At 54.5% G+C, this 17,714-nt stretch carries 16 protein-coding genes and 1 tRNA gene; 10 read left to right on the top strand and 7 right to left on the bottom strand.

All coding sequences use genetic code 11. The features are described 5' to 3' along the window. Positions 1-40: 40 nt before the first annotated feature. From J7J49_RS01695 to gloB, 3 genes are read right to left on the bottom strand one after another with little or no spacing between them, the layout of a single operon-like run. Entirely contained in the window at positions 41-2,050 is a 2,010-nt protein-coding gene (locus J7J49_RS01695) for an extracellular solute-binding protein (protein ID WP_215089747.1), read from the bottom strand. Positions 2,051-2,092: 42 nt separating this feature from the next. After that, on the bottom strand, positions 2,093-3,316 hold the full coding sequence (locus tag J7J49_RS01690; protein WP_215089745.1) for a transglycosylase SLT domain-containing protein: 1,224 nt from the start codon (positions 3,314-3,316) through the stop codon (positions 2,093-2,095). A gap of 30 nt (positions 3,317-3,346) precedes the next feature. Next, a complete protein-coding gene (gloB, locus tag J7J49_RS01685; RefSeq protein ID WP_215089743.1) occupies positions 3,347-4,114 on the bottom strand; it encodes a hydroxyacylglutathione hydrolase in 768 nt (255 codons plus the stop codon). Between the two features lie 111 nt (positions 4,115-4,225). Between gloB and J7J49_RS01680 the strand changes: the two genes are divergently transcribed. The 4 genes from J7J49_RS01680 (at position 4,226) to nudC (ending at position 7,181) form a co-directional block, all read left to right on the top strand. Further along, on the top strand, positions 4,226-5,086 hold the full coding sequence (locus tag J7J49_RS01680; RefSeq protein ID WP_251048090.1) for a class I SAM-dependent methyltransferase: 861 nt from the start codon (positions 4,226-4,228) through the stop codon (positions 5,084-5,086). Between the two features lie 93 nt (positions 5,087-5,179). Further along, positions 5,180-5,641 (top strand): ribonuclease HI, encoded by a 462-nt coding sequence (rnhA, locus tag J7J49_RS01675; RefSeq protein ID WP_064232691.1) that lies wholly within the window; start codon positions 5,180-5,182, stop codon positions 5,639-5,641. Between the two features lie 24 nt (positions 5,642-5,665). After that, the gene (gene dnaQ, locus J7J49_RS01670; protein WP_215089841.1) at positions 5,666-6,403 is read left to right on the top strand and encodes a DNA polymerase III subunit epsilon; all 738 of its coding nucleotides are present in this window, start codon (positions 5,666-5,668) and stop codon (positions 6,401-6,403) included. Further along, a complete protein-coding gene (gene nudC, locus J7J49_RS01665) occupies positions 6,396-7,181 on the top strand; it encodes an NAD(+) diphosphatase (RefSeq protein WP_040481260.1) in 786 nt (261 codons plus the stop codon). Before dnaQ ends, nudC begins: the two co-directional genes overlap by 8 nt. A gap of 25 nt (positions 7,182-7,206) precedes the next feature. Here nudC and J7J49_RS01660 read toward each other — a convergent pair whose 3' ends face one another. Beyond that, positions 7,207-7,518 (bottom strand): SCP2 sterol-binding domain-containing protein, encoded by a 312-nt coding sequence (locus J7J49_RS01660; protein WP_215089741.1) that lies wholly within the window; start codon positions 7,516-7,518, stop codon positions 7,207-7,209. A gap of 196 nt (positions 7,519-7,714) precedes the next feature. Between J7J49_RS01660 and sohB the strand changes: the two genes are divergently transcribed. Continuing rightward, positions 7,715-8,758 carry a protease SohB gene (gene sohB, locus J7J49_RS01655; RefSeq protein WP_215089739.1) on the top strand — a complete coding sequence of 348 codons (1,044 nt, stop codon included), beginning with the start codon at positions 7,715-7,717 and terminating at the stop codon, positions 8,756-8,758. Positions 8,759-8,774: 16 nt separating this feature from the next. Here the strand turns inward: sohB and J7J49_RS01650 are convergent, their stop codons facing one another. After that, positions 8,775-9,095, bottom strand: a complete 321-nt coding sequence (locus J7J49_RS01650; protein WP_008956925.1) for an ArsR/SmtB family transcription factor — start codon at positions 9,093-9,095, stop codon at positions 8,775-8,777. A 264-nt stretch (positions 9,096-9,359) separates the two neighbouring features. Here J7J49_RS01650 and J7J49_RS01645 point away from each other — a divergent pair, with 264 nt between their 5' ends. The 3 genes from J7J49_RS01645 (at position 9,360) to J7J49_RS01635 (ending at position 13,003) form a co-directional block, all read left to right on the top strand. Beyond that, entirely contained in the window at positions 9,360-11,333 is a 1,974-nt protein-coding gene (locus J7J49_RS01645; protein ID WP_353048321.1) for a propionyl-CoA synthetase, read from the top strand. 156 nt (positions 11,334-11,489) lie between these two features. Further along, entirely contained in the window at positions 11,490-12,158 is a 669-nt protein-coding gene (locus J7J49_RS01640) for a 7-cyano-7-deazaguanine/7-aminomethyl-7-deazaguanine transporter (RefSeq protein ID WP_007114295.1), read from the top strand. A gap of 41 nt (positions 12,159-12,199) precedes the next feature. Further along, complete coding sequence (locus J7J49_RS01635) at positions 12,200-13,003, top strand: alpha/beta fold hydrolase (RefSeq protein ID WP_215089735.1); 804 nt, start codon at positions 12,200-12,202, stop codon at positions 13,001-13,003. Positions 13,004-13,041: 38 nt separating this feature from the next. On the opposite strand, the gene J7J49_RS01630 is transcribed toward J7J49_RS01635, so the two are convergent. Beyond that, positions 13,042-14,439, bottom strand: a complete 1,398-nt coding sequence (locus tag J7J49_RS01630; protein WP_215089733.1) for a 3'-5' exonuclease family protein — start codon at positions 14,437-14,439, stop codon at positions 13,042-13,044. 58 nt (positions 14,440-14,497) lie between these two features. After that, the gene (locus J7J49_RS01625) at positions 14,498-15,709 is read right to left on the bottom strand and encodes an ABC transporter substrate-binding protein (RefSeq protein ID WP_215089731.1); all 1,212 of its coding nucleotides are present in this window, start codon (positions 15,707-15,709) and stop codon (positions 14,498-14,500) included. A 152-nt stretch (positions 15,710-15,861) separates the two neighbouring features. On the opposite strand from J7J49_RS01625, the gene J7J49_RS01620 reads away from it, so the two are divergent. Then, positions 15,862-17,568 carry a potassium/proton antiporter gene (locus J7J49_RS01620; RefSeq protein WP_064232710.1) on the top strand — a complete coding sequence of 569 codons (1,707 nt, stop codon included), beginning with the start codon at positions 15,862-15,864 and terminating at the stop codon, positions 17,566-17,568. A gap of 49 nt (positions 17,569-17,617) precedes the next feature. Then, positions 17,618-17,708: transfer RNA gene (locus tag J7J49_RS01615), tRNA-Ser, on the top strand. Positions 17,709-17,714: the final 6 nt, after the last annotated feature.

The following is a 17,714-nucleotide window of genomic DNA, read 5'->3' as shown; positions in this document are numbered from 1 at the left end:
GGATAAGCCGTTGCCATCCGTCGTTTTTATACCGGCAGCGTTAGCGGCCGCGTTGACGACGCTGCAGTGCTGCTTCACGTTGGGTGTCTACCCACCACGCATCCATATCCATGGCGTACGCTGGGAATGGCTCCGGGTAGCCAAACTTATCCCAAATGGCGATACGAGTTTCCCCTGAGTGGTAGTGGGGAATCACATAGAACCCCCAGCGCAGCACCCGGTCTAGCGCGCGGGTGGCGGTATCTAGCTCTTCACGGCCATCTGCACTAATGATCGTTTCCACCAGTGCATCGACCGCTGGGTGCGCTAGCGCCATTCGGTTGCGGCTTTGCGGCGCCTCGGCGGCGGCACTGGTCCAGAAGTCGCGCTGCTCGTTGCCCGGATTATTCGACTGAGGGAAATGACTGATCACTATGTCATAGTCGTAATTGCGCTGCCGATTTAAATATTGATTAATATCAACGATACGCAGTGAGGTCTGCACCCCCAAGCGGGCCATGTTGCGCAGCATGGGTTGAACCACGCGCTCAAGCCCCGAGTCGTAGAGCAACACTTCGAGGCTTAGCGGCCGCCCAGTTTCCTGATTGACTAATACGCCGTCTTCAACCAAGTAACCTGCCTCGCGTAGCAGATCGAGTGCTTTGCGTAGCCTCTCGCGCAAATCAGTGGGCTGCGCAATAGGTAGCGGCTCGGTAAACAGGCGGTCAGAACCATGGGAGGCTATCAACTCGTCACGGAAGGGCTCCAGTAGCGCTAGCTCTGCCTCCGAAGGTAGCCCGGTGGCTTCCATTTCAGAGTTTTGGAAAAAGCTCTCGGTGCGCTGGTAAGTGCCGTAAAAAATATTGGTATTAAGCCACGGAAAATCGAAGGCAAGGCTCAATGCTTCTCGCACACGTGGGTCTTGAAACTTCTCTTTACGCAGGTTGAAGACAAATGCCTGCATCATTGAAGGATTGACGTCCGGTACCGTCAGCCGCTTGACCAAGCCCTCTTCATAGGCAGGAAAATTATAGCCAATCGCCCAGGTGGCGGCGCGGGCATCGGTACGAAAGTCGGTCAGGCCGGCTTTGAACGCTTCCCAGGCAATATCGCGGTCACGGTAGTAATCGTAAATAATGCGATCAATATTGTAACGGCCAACGTTGACCGGTAAATCTTTACCCCAATAGTTCTCGTCGCGCTGATAAACAATTCGTCGACCAGGGTCAACTTCGCTAATGCGGTAGGGCCCGGAGCCTGGGTGCGCGACTAGGGTGGGTGAGGTGAACTCGCGGGGTTCCCAGTAGTGGCGGGGGAGTATGGGCAGTTGGGCAACGATTAACGGCAGCTCTCGGGAATCGGTATCGTTAAAGGTAAAGCGTACCTGATGCTCATTCAGGGCGATGGCTTCTTCCACCCCGGCGTAGTAGCTGGCGTAAAACGGATTACCCTTTTCACGAAGTAAGTTAAGCGAGAACACTACATCGTAGGCAGTAACCGGTTCACCGTCTTGGAAACGTGCTTCCGGGCGCAAGTCGAATTCAATCCAATGCCGCTCAGGGTCAAGGCGAACGCCCTCAGCCAGCAGGCCGTAAAGGCTAAAGGGCTCGTTCGGGTTGCTGGCCATCAGAGTGTCGTAAATTTGTGAAATGCCGGTAACAGGCGTGCCGCGAATAATAAACGGGTTCGTAGAATCAAAGCTGCTTCCCACGGCGGTATGCGTAATAGTACCGCCTTTGGGGGCCTGCGGATTTACATGGGGAAAGTAGGGGAAGTCTGCGGGTAGCTTGGGGCTATCGTAAAGCGATAGCGCGTGAACGGTTTTAACCGGCACCACGTTATTCGCGTCGGTATTTAAATCACCCACCAGATTAGTGCTGGAAGCGGTGGTGGGTGAGTCACTGTTAGACGCCGTTTCTGAAGCTACTGTCTCTGAAGATACTGTCTCTGAGACTGCTGTCTCTGAAGCAATTGTCTCTGAGGCTGGCGTATCAGAAGCCAGTATCGATACGTTTAGCAGCAGGCCACTGATGAGTAGAAGCGTTTTCGCAAAAAACAAACCACGCGGCATTGGTAACATCCCATGTGAACAAAGCCAGCTAGTTAATTTAAATTAACGCCCTGAAAGTGTCAGCAGCTGGCCAGGTTGTAAAGCGCTGGGGCGATCAATCGCATTCCAGCGGATAAGGTCTTGCTGGTCAACATTATACCGAGCTGCAATCGCAGAGAGACTATCGCCCCTTTCAACGCGGTGGGTATTGCCATTGCTGCTTTGCGCAAACACTTGGTTGCTGTCTTGTGTCTGACTGTCGCCCTGTGCAAGTTGCGCAAGCACCTGCGTATCGATTTCTTCAGGTACCAGCAGTGTCTGGGCGCTACGAGGATCGATACTACCGTTTAGCAGGCCTGGATTTAGCTCTACTAACGCAGTTTGACTGACATTCAGTAGCTGCGAGGCTTCTGAGAGAGTCACCGGATGGGACAGCTGTACTTTGGCAAAAGCCGGGTCAACGTGTATTTCCGGCAAACTTACGCCGTATTGCTCAGGGTCGTTAATGATCGTCGCGATCGCTTTCAGCTTGGGCACATACTGCATGGTTTCATAGGGTAGCGAGAGATCCCAGTAATCGCCGTTTAAACCTTGCCCCAGAGCCTGACGCTGAGCGCGGTTAACGGTGCCTGCGCCTGCATTATAAGCGGCTAACGACAGCATTAAATCACCTTCGTACCACTGATCAGCCTGCATTTCCAAGTAGTCCAGCGCCGCTTCGGTAGAGGTCACCACGTCTAACCGACCGTCATAATTACCATTTCGCACCAAGCCCAGTGCATCGCCGGTACCGGGCATAAACTGCCATAGTCCAGCGGCGCCGCGGTGGCTCCGGGCGCCTGGATCAAAGGAGCTCTCTACAAAAGGAATCAACGCGATTTCGCCAGGCAAACCGCGCTCGCTAACTTGCTGGGTAATCCAGGCAAGCCAAGGGGTGGCGCGTTCGGTGATAGTGGCAATATTTTCGGGGCTTGAGCGGTAGTACTCAATCCATTCGTCTACCCGTGCTTGGGCCTCGGCGGGCAGTGACTTCTCTTGCCACTGAAAGCTTTTACGCAGCGTTGTCCAGGCGTCTTGGGGTTCCAGTTCCAGCGCTTCCCAAAAATGGATATGGAATGGCGTTGGGTGTGGCTTTGTAGCGTCTACTGACGTGCCTGCTGATGAAGTTGGTCTTTCATAGGCTGTGGCAGAGGCTTGAGAACTTGCCGCAGCGGCTAACATTAGGCCCATAATTACGGTACTGCCGGCGCTCAGCATCAAGCGCTGGCGAATCGTTCGATAGGTCATAGTTGCATTCGTTTGGTTTCGATAGCGTTCTTAAAAACGGTTCTTCCACTCGCGTAGAGTGGTGAACGTTGCGAGATCATCATTATTAACACCCTGGTTACCTGCCGCCTGGCGCACGCTATCAGTGCCCACACGAAGGTAGGGGTTAATTTTCAGCTCGCGTCCTATCGTGCTGGGTAAGGTGGGGCGATCCAATGCCCGCGCCTTTTCACACTCCTGCAAGGCGTGTTTGACGTCTTCGTTTTCAGGATCCGCAGCACGAGCAAACGTTAGGTTTGCCTGAGTGTACTCATGGGCTGCAAAGACCAGCGTATCTTCAGGGAGTTCCGCAAATTTTTTCAGCGCGGTATACATTTGCTCCGGCGACCCTTCGAATAAACGACCGCAACCGGCGCAGAAAAGTGTGTCACCGCAGAACAGTAGTGCAGGAATACCGGCGGTAAAGTAGCTGATATGATCCAGCGTGTGGCCAGGTGTTTCCATGACGTCAAACAAACGGCCCATAATGCGGACTTCGTCGCCGTCACCCACGGTTTCATCAATGCCTTCAATGTTAGGATTGGCGGGGCCAATCACATGAGGGGCGTAGCGTTTAATTAATTCCGCTAGACCACCGGTATGATCATGATGATGGTGGGTAATCAGAATACAGTTTAGGGTTAGCGACTCACGCTCAAGAAACTCGATCACCGGGGCAGCTTCACCGGGATCCACCACGCAAACGCTTTGACTGTTATCTTGTCTTAATAGCCAAATATAGTTGTCGCTAAGGGCGGGGATCGGTGTCACGCTCATCATCGACGAGATCCTTTAAGTTACGAAAAAATACATCAAACTTTGCGCTTATTAGCGCTAAATCGGTGCGTAAAAGGCGTTAAAAAGCAGTTACTGTGGAGGGAAGCGCTGTTCATGTCAAATTCGACGACGGCCACGACACTGGCTAAGCGCTTACAAAGTAGCCAGCCTTATTGGCAAACAGAGGCGGGGCGTTCGCTGTGGGAAACCCAGCGTGCCTGCTTAGGGCCCGTGGTGGAATCGCGTGTGGGCGGCCATAGCCTGGAAATGAGCATGGGGCCAGCACTGATGACCATGTCGGCTATTGCGCACCCCATACGCTGGTCGCCTACACGTCAATTAGCCGATACCGATAGCACTTTAATATGTCCACCGGATCAGCTTGCGCTGCCGGATCGCTGTTTGGACGTCATGGTCATTCACCACTGGCTTGAGCATTTGGCCGATGCCCACTTTGCGCTTCAAGAGGCCGCTCGGGTCACTGCCGATAACGGCATTATCGTGCTGTTTGGCTTTAACCCGATTGGCGTGAGCGGTCTTGCCCGGCAGTTGCGGAAGCGCCAGCAGGCCTTCCCCTGGAGCGGTGCCTGGCGCTCTGCAAGCCGCCTGCGCGATTGGTTGGCGTTTGTCGACTTCGAGGTGGAGCGGGTAGACTATTGCTGTTTTCGCGGGCGAATGAATGCCAAGTGTGGTGAGTATTGGGAATCGTTAGGGCGGCGGCATAACCTGCCGCTGGGCGAAAGTTATATGATTCAGGCACGACGCCAGCAACGCCAAGCGCCGGTGGAGCGCCTGAAGTTTGGCTTGAAGGCACCGGTATCTCCGGCGTCGTTGGGTGTTACCCGCTCAGGCACCTCTGCCCACTGCCAGCCTTATCAAGCGTATTTGCCTCAAGTGGAACCGACTAAAAGGCATAAAGCCGAGTCTCAAAAAGCTATGTCTCAAAAAGCTGAGCCTCAAAAGCCTGATTCTTAAAAGTCCGAGCCTTAAAAAACTGAGTTTTAAAAACGTGGGCCATTTAAACTGAGCCATTAAACATTGACTCACACAAACCATGGGATCAAGAGATTGACTAGAGAGGCGGCCGGAGATCTACCCCGGGTAACGGTTTATACCGATGGAGCGTGCCGGGGCAATCCAGGCCCCGGCGGTTGGGGTGTCGTGCTGGCGAGTGGTCAGCATGAGAAAACCCTGAAAGGTTATGAAGCGGATACCACTAATAACCGCATGGAGCTAATGGCGGCGATCATGGCACTGCGCACCCTTAATACCCCGTGTGAAGTGGCGCTATGGACTGACTCCCAGTATGTTCGCCAGGGTATTACCCAGTGGATTCATAACTGGATCAAGCGCGGCTGGAAAACCGCTGCCAAGCAGCCGGTCAAAAATGCTGAGCTGTGGAAAACCCTGCACGAAGAGACCCAGCGTCACCAGGTCGAGTGGCACTGGGTAAAAGGGCACAGTGGCCACCCAGGCAACGAGCGCGCCGACTCGTTGGCCAACGAAGCGATTGATGAGCATCAAAATTGATGAGTACCCAAAGAGGAGGGCATGATGCGTCAGGTAATCCTGGATACTGAAACTACGGGTATCGACCCAAAAGATGGCCACCGCCTAGTCGAAATTGGTGCTATTGAAATGGTCAACCGACGCTTCACTGGTCGCACTTACCATCAATACATCAACCCCGAACGGCATATCGATGCTGAGGTAGTCGCTGTCCATGGGATTGACGATGCAAGAGTCGCCAACGAGCCGGTGTTCGCGAAAATAGCCGATGAGTTTTGGGCGTTTATTGAAGGCGCTGAGCTGGTTATTCATAACGCCCCCTTCGATGTGGGTTTTATTGATCACGAGCTGGGCATGCTGAATCAGCAGCGTAAAGCGCCTGTACTAGGCCCAGTCAGCGAGCATTGCAGGGTACTCGATACGCTGACCATGGCGCGCAAAATGCACCCCGGCCAGCGCAACAGTCTTGATGCATTGTGCAAACGTTACGATATCGACAACGGCCATCGGGTGCTGCACGGCGCCTTGTTAGACTCTGAAATCCTCGCCGAAGTCTATCTGGCGATGACTGGCGGGCAGACCGCGCTGACTTTAGATGCGGCCTCTGCAGCGGAACAGGAGCAGGCGGATACCTCCAATGAAGGATTGTCGATCCAACGTCTATCCCTAACGCCTGGTCAACTGCGCGTGGTGCGTCCTACCGAGGCAGAGCAAGCGGCCCATAAGGCCAAATGCGAGGCGCATAAGCTTCATTGGTTTGAGGGTGCGACCAGCGATGCTTAGACGAGAAATTCCCCATCATGAACAAGCCGGGCGGGTAATTCGCCTGTCGCGCAGCTTATTGGCGCCCGCACCGTTAAACGGCAGCGAAGAGTTAACCCCGCTGCAGCCCTACCAACCCTGGACAGAGCAGATGCAGCCGCTGTGTTACTGGGATGATGAGCCGGTGGCGCTGCTTGTTGAACCCCAGGCCGGAAGCGGTTGGATTGATGGTCGGCAGTGGATGAGCGAGCTCTCCACCGCCTGGTTTAGCCTGCTCTCTACGGCGCTGCAGGTGGGTGCCTGGCTGGAAAATCACCGTTTCTGCGGCCGCTGTGGCGCGCCAGCTACCAAGCTGAGCGCGGAATTTGCGATGCACTGCCACGCCTGCGGTCACCGCAACTATCCACGTATTTCCCCGTGCATCATTACCCTGGTGACCAGTGGGGAGGCGATGCTGCTGGCCCGTAGCCCGCGCTTTCCACCAGGACGGTACTCCACGTTAGCCGGTTTTATCGAACCGGGGGAGTCAGCGGAAGAGGCGGTGCATCGCGAGGTGTTTGAGGAAGTGGGCGTGCATATCGATCAACTGCGTTATCACCAAAGTCAGGCGTGGCCATTCCCGCACTCGCTGATGTTTGGTTATTTCGCTGAAGCCACTACCCGGCGCATTCGCATCGATGGAGTAGAAATTAGTGACGCGGCGTGGTTTTCTCCCCGCCAGTTGCCCTCTCTGCCGCCACCTTACTCGATATCCCGCGAGCTGATCGAAACCCATTTGGCACGCTGGCGCGAAGAGTAAGCGTCGCCGCGTGCCGATAGGACGATTACTCGCTAGGGAATAAGCTCGTCAGCTTAGTGGCTAGCATGACATTGCCGGTGGCCTTTAGCTTGCCGGTCATAAACGCCGTCATGCCATTGATATCACCGCTCATAATGCCTTTTAGCGTGTCTGTGGTTAGGCTTAAGCTGACAGAAGGATCATCGTGCTCACCCTCTTGTACGTCCAGCGTGCCATCTTGAATATTTAAGTAGTAGCTGCCGGCATCGGTAAAGTGAAACTGGAAAATTTCATTCATGCCCTTTGCTGCTTGAGGATTGAAACGCGCTTTTAGCTTCTCAAGGGTGTTGTTTGACATAACATATCTCTCAGTTAAGTAGATGGAGCTTAATTAGTTCGGGTTAGAGCTAGTCACCGTAACCAAAATAAACAGTCGTTAAGGCAAGCGAGGTTATTTCATACGTGCGTTCCAATCAAGCACGCTAGCCATAATCAGCAAACGCATATACAACGCACCAGCAATAAAGGAATTATTCCTCTAATGGAGAATGTCAATGAGTGAATGGGTAGCAGAGATAGGCACCTTCGTTGTGCAAACCACCATAGTGATGGCGCTGATCGGCATTGGTCTAGTGCTGATTGCACGCACCAAGCAAGACAAAGAGAGTGACCTGAAGCTTACTATCGAGCCGTTAAACGATCAGCGCCGCCGCCGTGGGCGTCGTTTACGTCTGGCGGCTACCTTACCGGGGGCGCGTAAAAAGCTGCTGAAACTATTTCGCAGCGAAGATAAAAAACGCCAGAAGGAACATAAATCGGAGCAGGGTGCTGCCCCAGCATCGCGGGTTTGGGTGCTAGACTTCCACGGCGACCTGAAAGCCTCGCAAACCGAGCATTTTGCTCAAGAGGTCTCCGCTATTATCGACGTTGCCGATAAACAGGACGAGGTCGTGGTGCGCCTTGAGTCCGCGGGTGGTCTGGTGCATGCCTACGGGCTGGCCGCCGCTCAGTTAGACCGTCTGCGCACCGCTGGGCTCACCACCACTGTATGTATCGACAAAGTGGCGGCCAGCGGTGGTTATTTGATGGCGTGTACCGCACAGCATATTAAGGCCGCGCCCTTTGCGGTGATTGGCTCCATCGGTGTGGTGGCGCAGGTTCCCAATGTTCATCGGTTGCTTAAACGCCATGATATAGATGTCGAACTACTTACTGCCGGTAAATATAAGCGTACCTTGACCGTGCTGGGTGAGAATACCGATGAGGGCAAAGCAAAGTTTTTAGAAGATTTAGAGAATACTCACCGCTTGTTTAAAAGCTATGTGGCAGAACGGCGCCCCAGCATGGATATCGAAACTCTCGCAACGGGGGAGATTTGGTACGGCAGCGAGGCATTGCCCCAACAACTTGTCGACAGCCTAGGCACCAGCGAAGCCTACCTAGTTGAACGTATGGCCGAAGCGCAAGTCTTCACCGTGAAATTAGAAGCCCCTAAAACCGTCAGCCGTAAACTGGGATTAGCCATATCTGAAGGCGTCGAAAAAGCCGCGCTGAAAGCGCTTGGGTTAATCGACGCCGCTGGGTGGCAGCGGCGCTGATCCTAAATCTAAATCGTTATGCAGCGTAATGATGCGCCAAGGTAGCAATCACGGCCTTGGCGCTTTCACTGCTTAAGGAGTAGTAAATCGTTTGTGACTCCCTCCGTGTATCGACGAGTTCATCACGCCGCAAAATAGCCAAATGTTGAGAAAGCGCCGACTGGCTTAACGCAAGCTGTTGGTTAATTTGCGTTACTGACAGCTCTTTCTCGGCAAGAAGGCAGAGTATTTGCAGCCGTTTCTCGTTGGCCAACGCTTTGAGCAGGTTGGTTCCCGCTTCAATAGCGCGACAGTTGTGTTCAAGCAGGCGTGTAGCGGCGCTTGTAGAAGCAGACATAAAGATCTCCTTGCCTACACTGTTACATCAGCGTTTTATAAGCATTGTTTTAGAGGCGTTGTTGTACGTGGTCGAGGCATCGTCGCGTCGCGAGGATCAAGTTGTTCAATGATCAGTAATTTAGCGAGTTTTGTCCAAGCTGTTGTTTAACGATTAATCAATGGTAGTTTCTCACTGTCTTGTCGACAATATAGGGTTGTGTCTACCGCTTTGGTCGCTATTTAGCCCATAGTATGAGGGTTAAATGTCGGTTTTCTTTATACAGTGTCAACAATCTTTCTTCCTCGCTACTACAAAAAAGATAGGGACACCATGAGCCGCTACCAACACACCTTCCAACGCTCCATCGAACACCCTGAATCGTTTTGGGCCGAGCAGGCCAAACGTATTCCCTGGTACACGCCGCCTAACACCATACTCAGCTTCGATGAGCAGAGCTCTGGGAAAGGGCATGCTCGCTGGTTTAGCGACGGTGAAATGAATCTTAGCTACGCTGCGCTGGATTATCACGTCGAAAATGGGCGCGGTGATCAGGCGGCGATTTTCTGGGACTCGCCTGCAGCACAGGCCAAGCAAACCATTAGCTACCGTGAAATCCGCGATAAGGTGGCACATTTCGCGGGGGCGCTGGAGCAGCTAGGCGTCAAGAAGGGTGATCGTGTGGTGATTTATATGCCGATGATCCCTGAAGCGCTGGTGGCCATGTACGCCTGCGCCCGGCTGGGAGCCATTCACTCGGTGGTGTTTGGTGGCTTTGCTCCCCATGAGCTGGCGGCACGGATTGAAGATGCCGAGCCAAAAGTGGTGGTTGCCGCTTCCTGCGGTATCGAGTTGGGCAAAGTGTTGCCCTATAAGCCGATGGTAGACCAAGCCGTTGCATTAAGCGCCCATAAGCCGGATGCCTGTGTGGTTTACCAGCGTGAAGCGCACCGAGCTGAACTGGGGGCAGGCGATCACGACTGGGAAGCGCTGGTAGCAAAAGCGCCATTTGCGGAGTGTGTGCCGGTTAAAGGCACCGACCCGCTGTATATCCTGTATACCTCTGGTACCACCGGAAAGCCCAAGGGCGTTATGCGCGATACGGGCGGCTACGCGGTGGCGCTGGCCTATTCGATGCAGGCGATCTACGCCATGGAGCCGGGCGAGGTGTTCTTTACCGCCTCGGATGTGGGTTGGGTTGTTGGGCACTCGTATATTGTTTACGCGCCTTTGTTAGTGGGTTGCACCACCGTAGTGTACGAAGGCAAACCGGTCAAAACCCCCGATGCGGGCAGCTTCTGGCGCTTGATCGAGGAGTACCAGGTGAAGAGCTTTTTCACCGCACCCACAGCGTTTCGCGCGATCAAGAAAGAGGATCCTGATGCCAAACTGCTGCAGAATTACGATATCAGCAGCCTAAAGCACCTCTACGTGGCCGGTGAGCGCCTAGACCCACCTACCTTTCATTGGCTGGATGACCTGTTAGACGTTCCGGTGATCGACCACTGGTGGCAAACCGAAACCGGCTGGCCGATAGCCGCTAATTTGCCGGGCATTGAGTCAACGCCGACCAAAGCAGGCTCGGCAACATTCCCCGTTCCAGGCTTCAACGTACAGGTGCTCAATCGCGATGGCGAGCAGGCCAAGCCCCTGGAGCAGGGCAGTGTGGTGATCAAACAGCCCATGCCGCCAGGTTGCTTGACCGGCGTATGGCGTGACGAGAAGCGTTTTCATAGTGCCTATATGGCAGCGTTCCCTGGCTACTACTTAACCGGCGACGGCGGCTACTTTGATGAGCAGGGCTATCTGTTTATTATGGGCCGCACCGATGACGTGATTAACGTAGCAGGGCATAGGCTCTCCACCGGTGAAATGGAAGAAGTGGTCGGTGCCCATCCTGCGGTGGCCGAATGTGCGGTAATTGGGATTCATGACGATCTTAAAGGCCAACTGCCGATCGGCCTGGTGATTCCCAAAGATGGTTTTGATGGCGATGAAGCAACGCTGGAGGCCGAACTGATAGCGCGCGTTCGCGAGCACATTGGCCCGATTGCCTGCTTTAAGCAGGTATTAGTGGTCGACCGGCTACCCAAAACCCGCTCGGGTAAGATTTTGCGCAAGTTGCTGCGGACGATTGCCGACGGTAAGGAGTTTGCTATTCCCTCCACGATTGATGATCCTACCAGTTTGGCGGACGTTCACACGGCTATGCGCGATCGCTCGGTAGGCGCTGCAGACAAAGCCAAGCCACTTGACTGAATGCTCTAACTAGCCGCCAATGCTGTTGGCGGCTTTCTATCCCCAGCTTTCATTACCCGTCAGAAGCCGTATAATGCCGCTCCCATTATGGCTCGCTGCAGTCATCTAACGAGGGTTCCCTAACCCCTCTTCGCTATTAAAAAAAGGTCTACCCGCATGTTTGCATTGAGTGAAGCTCAGCACCGCCGTTGCCTGATGGTCATGGTGGCTTTTCATATCGGCATTATTGCCGCCAGTAACTATCTTGTTCAGCTGCCGTTTACGCTGTTTGGCTTCCATACCACCTGGGGTGCGTTCAGCTTCCCGTTTATTTTTCTAGCGACCGACCTAACCGTTCGTCTGTTTGGTAAAGGGCCCGCGCGTTCGATTATTCTGCGTGTGATGCTTCCTGCGTTGCTGGTTTCTTATGTAGTGTCGGTAGTGTTTCCCCGTGGCAGCTTCGCCGGGATTGAAGCGCTGTCGGAGTGGAATCTATTTGTCGCCCGTATTGCCCTAGCCAGTTTCTTGGCCTACGTAATTGGCCAGTTGCTGGATGTTCAGGTGTTTGACCGCTTGCGCCAGTGGGCATGGTGGGTGGCGCCTGTCTGCTCAACGGTGCTGGGTAATCTGGCGGACACCTTTGCATTCTTCTCAGCGGCGTTCTATAACAGCCCAGACCCGTTTATGGCTGCCAATTGGGTAGAAATCGCCGCCGTCGACTATGCCATCAAGCTCGCCATCAGCCTGTTGTTTTTCCTACCGCTGTATGGCTTGCTGCTTGCTTGGCTAACCCGCCGGTTGGTGGTTTGGACAGGCCAAGTCGACGCCGCACCGCGTACGGCTTAATGGTGTAAATACCCCACAGACCGCAAAGCTTAGGAGCTAGCATGAGTGACGTTGCCAGCGTTGATCTGCACTTTATCGATATGCCCGCCGAAGAAGCCGCCGCGGATACCACTCCGCTGGTGGTCATCCACGGCTTGCTGGGAAGTGCCGATAATTGGCGTTCGCACTTAAAAGTGTGGCAGCGCAACCGCCGTGTGATTGCGCTGGATCTGCGTAACCATGGCCGCTCTCCCCATGCGGAGGGCATGCGTTACGCCACCATGGCGGATGACGTCATAGCGCTACTCGACAAGCTTTCGATTGAGCGCGCTCACGTGCTGGGCCACTCCATGGGCGGCAAAGTGGCGATCAGTTTGGCGCGTTTGGCGCCCGAGCGGGTGGCGTCGCTGATAGTGGCGGATATTGCCCCGGTGGCTTATGAGCACGGTCATGACGATGTATTTGCCGCGCTAGATAACGTGCGTGAAGGGCAGCCCAAAAACCGCCGTGAAGCCGATGACCTGCTGGCTGAACATGTGGATTTCCGGCCCACGCGGCTGTTCTTAGCCACCAACCTGGTGCGCAATGACGATAGCGTGATGGCATTACGAGTAGGCTTAGATCAGATCAAGCGTGGCTATAGCGATATTATCGGCGTGCCGGATGGCCAACAGCCCTATGACGGCCCCGCGCTGGTGCTACGTGGCAGCGATTCCCACTACGTGGCTGACGACATGCTGCCAGCACTGCGTGAGGTGCTGCCCTGCGCCCGTGTGGTAACGCTTAAAAATGCCGGGCACTGGCTGCACGCCGACCAGCCTGAAGCCTTTCAGCAGGCAGTGATGGCGTTCGTAGACGCTCAGTAGAGTCTCGCATCAATAGATGCAAAAGAAAGGCGGTCTAATTAGAGCGGAGTAACCGTTAGGCCGTGCTGTTCTGGGGAACGCAAAAAACGGTTCAAAATGCGGTAGCTATCCACATCAAAGCTACCCGGGGTGTCCATCAAGCTTTGCGCCTGTTTAAGGCTTTTCGCACTACCCAGGTAGCACCATTGACGGACAACGTGCCAGGCAGGTTTGGCATCGCCAGAAGGGCGTTCCTCTATCGCAATACTGCCTGGCCAGGGCCACACATTGACCTGCAGCTGTCTGAGCGCTGCTTTTGCCCGCTGGGTATGTGCGGCGATTGTTTCCTGACCATTGCATGCCCCACGGCACTTACCTACCTGATTGGCAAAACAGCGCCCCTTACCCTTTTCCAGCCCCAACACCCGCGGGCAGAGCTGCTGTTCTTCTGCAATGGCGCGCAGCGCGTTCTTGGCCTCCAGGGCACTGCGAAACAACCCATACAGCATGCCGCCTAGAGGCTCGGACAGCGCCTGGCCGAGAGCGCTGCCGCTAATCAATTCAGGGTGGTCGGCTGCCTCGCCCCAGTGCCAGCTAGTTAACTTGCGCTGCTTGCGTAGCTGCCGGTTCATAATCGGCATTAACGTTTTAACCAACTGTGCTTCGCGCAGTTGAGCGCCTAAATCGCCAGCGGTCTCTTCCCACTCAATATGCTGCACCTGCTGGGCAAGGCGCATCTCTTTGTCGTCTTGGTGGTCGCGCTGAAAGTGCCCCAGTACACGGCTGCGCAGGTTAATGCTTTTACCCACATAGAGGGGTAGCCGGTTGTGGCCATAAAACAGGTAAACGCCGGGGCAGGTGGGCAGACCTTCTAACTGAGCGCTATACAGATGGGCAGGCAGCGAACGGTGGCGGCGCTCATCGCCCAGCAGGCTTTGCCACGCTTCATCGCTGTGTTCAACCTGCCAAGCTTGCCAGAGTGACCACAGCGCATCCACATCGTCTCCTGCACGGTGGTGGCGGATAGGTGTTATGCCGTAGCGATTAAGCAGTGCTTTTAGATTGTGTTGGCGTTCTAGGGGCGCTATCCGCCTTGATAAACGCAGCGTGCATATTAGCGACGCACGAAAATCCTGACCGGCGCGCTTAAATTCGTTACGCAGAAAGCTGTAGTCAAAGCGCGCGTTGTGGGCCACTAGCTGCCCGTCGCCCAGCCATTCGCGAAGTGATTCGGCTATCTTCGCAAAGCGTGGCGCATCAACCAGCATGTCGTCACGAATACCGGTGAGCTGGGTGATTTGTGCGGGCACTTTGCATTCGGGGTAGATCAAGCTCGACCAGCGATCAATCAGCTCGCCGTTGATGACTTTAAGGGCGGCTATTTCGGTAATCCGATCCCGCGTCGCACGGGTGCCAGTGGTTTCAACATCAATAAAAATTAAGGCTGTTTCGCTCATGCGTCGCCATGGTGGTGGATACACAACAATTGATACGTGATCATAAAGTAATACGTGATCATAAAGTGTGTGGGTCTACCGCTAAACGCGATACGGGTAATGTCGCGTCAGTCAGGCCCATCTGGTGTAAGAAGGTCTCAAAGCCAGCGTAGCGTCGGCTATCTAACGCTGCAGGGCTCAACGCCATACGGCGCAGAATATCCTCCCAGGCATTGGCGTTAATGTCATTGTCGAGCACAGGATGCGCGCGAATCAGCAACTCCCAAGCGGCGTCTGGGTTGTCGATAATCCAGTGGCTCGCCTGCTCAAGGGCAAGCACAAAGCGAGACCAGGTATCAGCGCGGCGAACAAGCGTGTCGCTATTGGCCAGCACCACCAAGCCGTCATTGCGGGGAATGTCTAACTCATTGAAGCGAATGACGTGAGTATTAATACCCTCAGTCGCCAACTGTTGGGGAAGGTAGTGGTAAAAGCCATCGGCGACGGCGTCAATTTGACCTTCACGCATTGCCCTAATGGGATCAAAATGCAGGTTGATCGGTGGCGTGAAATCATCGGTTTGCTGCACCGAACGGGGCAGTAAACGCGGAATGCTCAGATCACGGCCTTCACCAGTGGTATAACCGTAATGTAACCCCGCCAGGGTACTGTCTGTTTCCGCCTGCTCTTCGCCTGTCACAATCACCGCCGTTAACGACGTTTCAATTAGTGTCGCGATCCGGGTAATGGGAGCGCCATTATGGACTTGAAGATGAAGCAGCGGCTGGCGGGTTAATGCTAAATCGACTTCGCCTGCGGTTAGCAGTTTGATGGCAATGGAAGGATCGGCCGGTGACTGAATGTCCACCTCAAGCCCCTGCACAGCATAAAGCCCTCGCTCTTTAGCAATCACCAAGGCCGCATGCTGGGGGCTCAAGTACCAATCCAGCATCAGCGTCAACTGTTTAACTGGCGGTGGCTCAAGCGGCGGTGCTGGCGTCTGCGCCATGGTGGGCACTTCCTCTTCGCTTTCGCTTTCAATGGTTCGCCAAAACGCGTCAGGCACCTCAACGTCTGAGTCCAGCGTCAGCGGTGCTGTTTCTTGAGGAGACTCTTGTTCAGGGCCCTCTTGCTCAGGACTTTCTTGTTCAAGACTCTCTTGTTCAGGACTTTCCTGCTGAGGGCTTTCTTCGCTCTCTTGATTAGCGTAAATAACTGAATTAGAAAATAGCAAGGTAACGATGAGACTCAATAGAATAGGGTGCCACCAGCGTGATAGGCAACGCAACATAGTCAGTAACTCCAGAGGTCGTAACGGCAAAGTGTAGCCGCCTCGGAAAGCTTCTGACCAGCCCTTTGACAATAAGAGGGCGCGGAGAAGAGACAGTAAATTCAACGGTTACATGCAATAATAGCGCTGTATTGATGTAGAGACGGAGAGTCATGGACGCAATTTATACGTTCTTTTTGGTAGGCGGTTCGCTAATGGCGCTCAGTATTCTGGCCAGCCGTTTATCGTCGATGATGGGTGTGCCGCTGCTGCTGATCTTCCTTGGCTTAGGCATGCTGGCAGGGGAAGAGGGCGTTTTGGGCGTCGTGTTTGACGACTACTCCATGGCCTTTGCCATCGGCCACCTCGCGCTTGCCATGATTTTGTTAGACGGTGGCTTACGTACCCGCCTCAAAACCTTCCGGGTGGGTTTTAAACCCGCGCTATCTCTGGCCACCTTTGGGGTCTTTATTACCAGCGCCATTGTTGGCGCTATCGCCATGTGGGTTTTTGACCTTACGATAGTGCAGGGCCTGCTAGTTGGTGCCATCGTGGGTTCCACCGATGCTGCTGCAGTTTTTTCCATGCTTAGCGGGCGCGGCGTTAATCTCAACGAGCGGGTAGGGGCGACGTTGGAGATTGAGTCTGGTACCAACGACCCGATGGCCATTTTCTTGACCCTGATGCTGGTTGAGCTGTTAGTGGGGGATATTGGCGGCCCTGTTCAAACCCTGCTGTTTTTCATTTCCCAGTTTGGTATTGGTTTGATTGTTGGCCTTGGGGGCGGTTGGCTAAGTGCCAAGCTATTACGCTGGCTCGATTTAGCCCCTGGCCTTTACGCCATGTTGGCGCTGGCGCTTGGGTTCAGCGTGTTCGGTTTAACCAGTGTGCTGGGTGGTAGCGGCTTCTTGGCGATTTATCTTGCCGGCTTAATGATTGGTAATCAGCCCGGGCGCCACCTCAACTTTATTCTGCCTGTCCACGATGGCTTGGCATGGCTAAGTCAAATCGGCTTGTTCCTCGTGCTTGGGCTGCTGGTCACGCCCAGTGAGTTATGGGACGTGGCGCTGCCCGCGGGTTTAGTGGCTCTGGCGCTGATCTTTATTGCCCGCCCGCTGGCCGTATTGATCACCATTAAACCGTTCTTTAAATTCCGCTGGCGAGAAACCTTCTTTATTGCTTGGGTGGGCTTGAGAGGGGCGGTGCCTATCGTGCTAGCGATTTTCCCGGTTATCGGTGGGGTCGAAAACGCCTCGCTCTACTTTAACGTTGCCTTTGCGGTGGTCTTGATGTCGCTGTTGATTCAGGGCGGCTCGCTGACGCTGATGGCCAAGTGGTTGAAGGTGGAAGTGCCGGTAGGCACTGTGCCGAACCGACGCGGCCCGCTGGGCATATTGCCGGAAAATGACTTTGAGCTGTTCGTGTACGGGGTCGAGAATCAGGATTTAGAAGACGTACCTATTCGGCTGCTGCGTTTTCCGTCCGGGGCGCTGATATCGGCACTGTTCCGTGACCACACCATGCTGCACCCCAAGGGCAGCACACGCTTAAAGCTGGGCGATGTGATTTGTGTGATCGGCCGTTCAGAAGACTTGCACGCACTAAACCGACTCTTCAATGGCGATGCCAAACTCAAGCAGGAACGTGCCTTCTTCGGTACCTTTACCCTGGATGGCAGCGCGCAAATGCAAGACATTGCCCAGGCCTATGGCCTAACGCTCAGCCCCGGCGAGCAGAACATGACGCTGGCTGAATTTATCGCCCTGCGCGTGGGCGGCCACCCGGTCGTCGGGGACGACGTGGACTGGCACGGCATCCATTGGGTAGTTAGCGATATGGAAGGCGGTAAAATCACCCGCGTCGGGTTACGTTTGTACTAAAAGGCGTTGACTTCCAAGGGAAAGCTGTTACTATACGCACCCATAAGCCGGAGGGATGGCAGAGCGGTTGAATGCACCGGTCTTGAAAACCGGCATAGGTTAATAGCCTATCCAGGGTTCGAATCCCTGTCCCTCCGCCACCTCGA

The organism is Halomonas sp. ISL-56, assembly GCF_018612805.1.
GTDB lineage: Bacteria > Pseudomonadota > Gammaproteobacteria > Pseudomonadales > Halomonadaceae > Vreelandella.
Note: the sequence above shows the minus strand (reverse complement) of the source record. Positions and strands in the feature narration are given on the sequence as shown.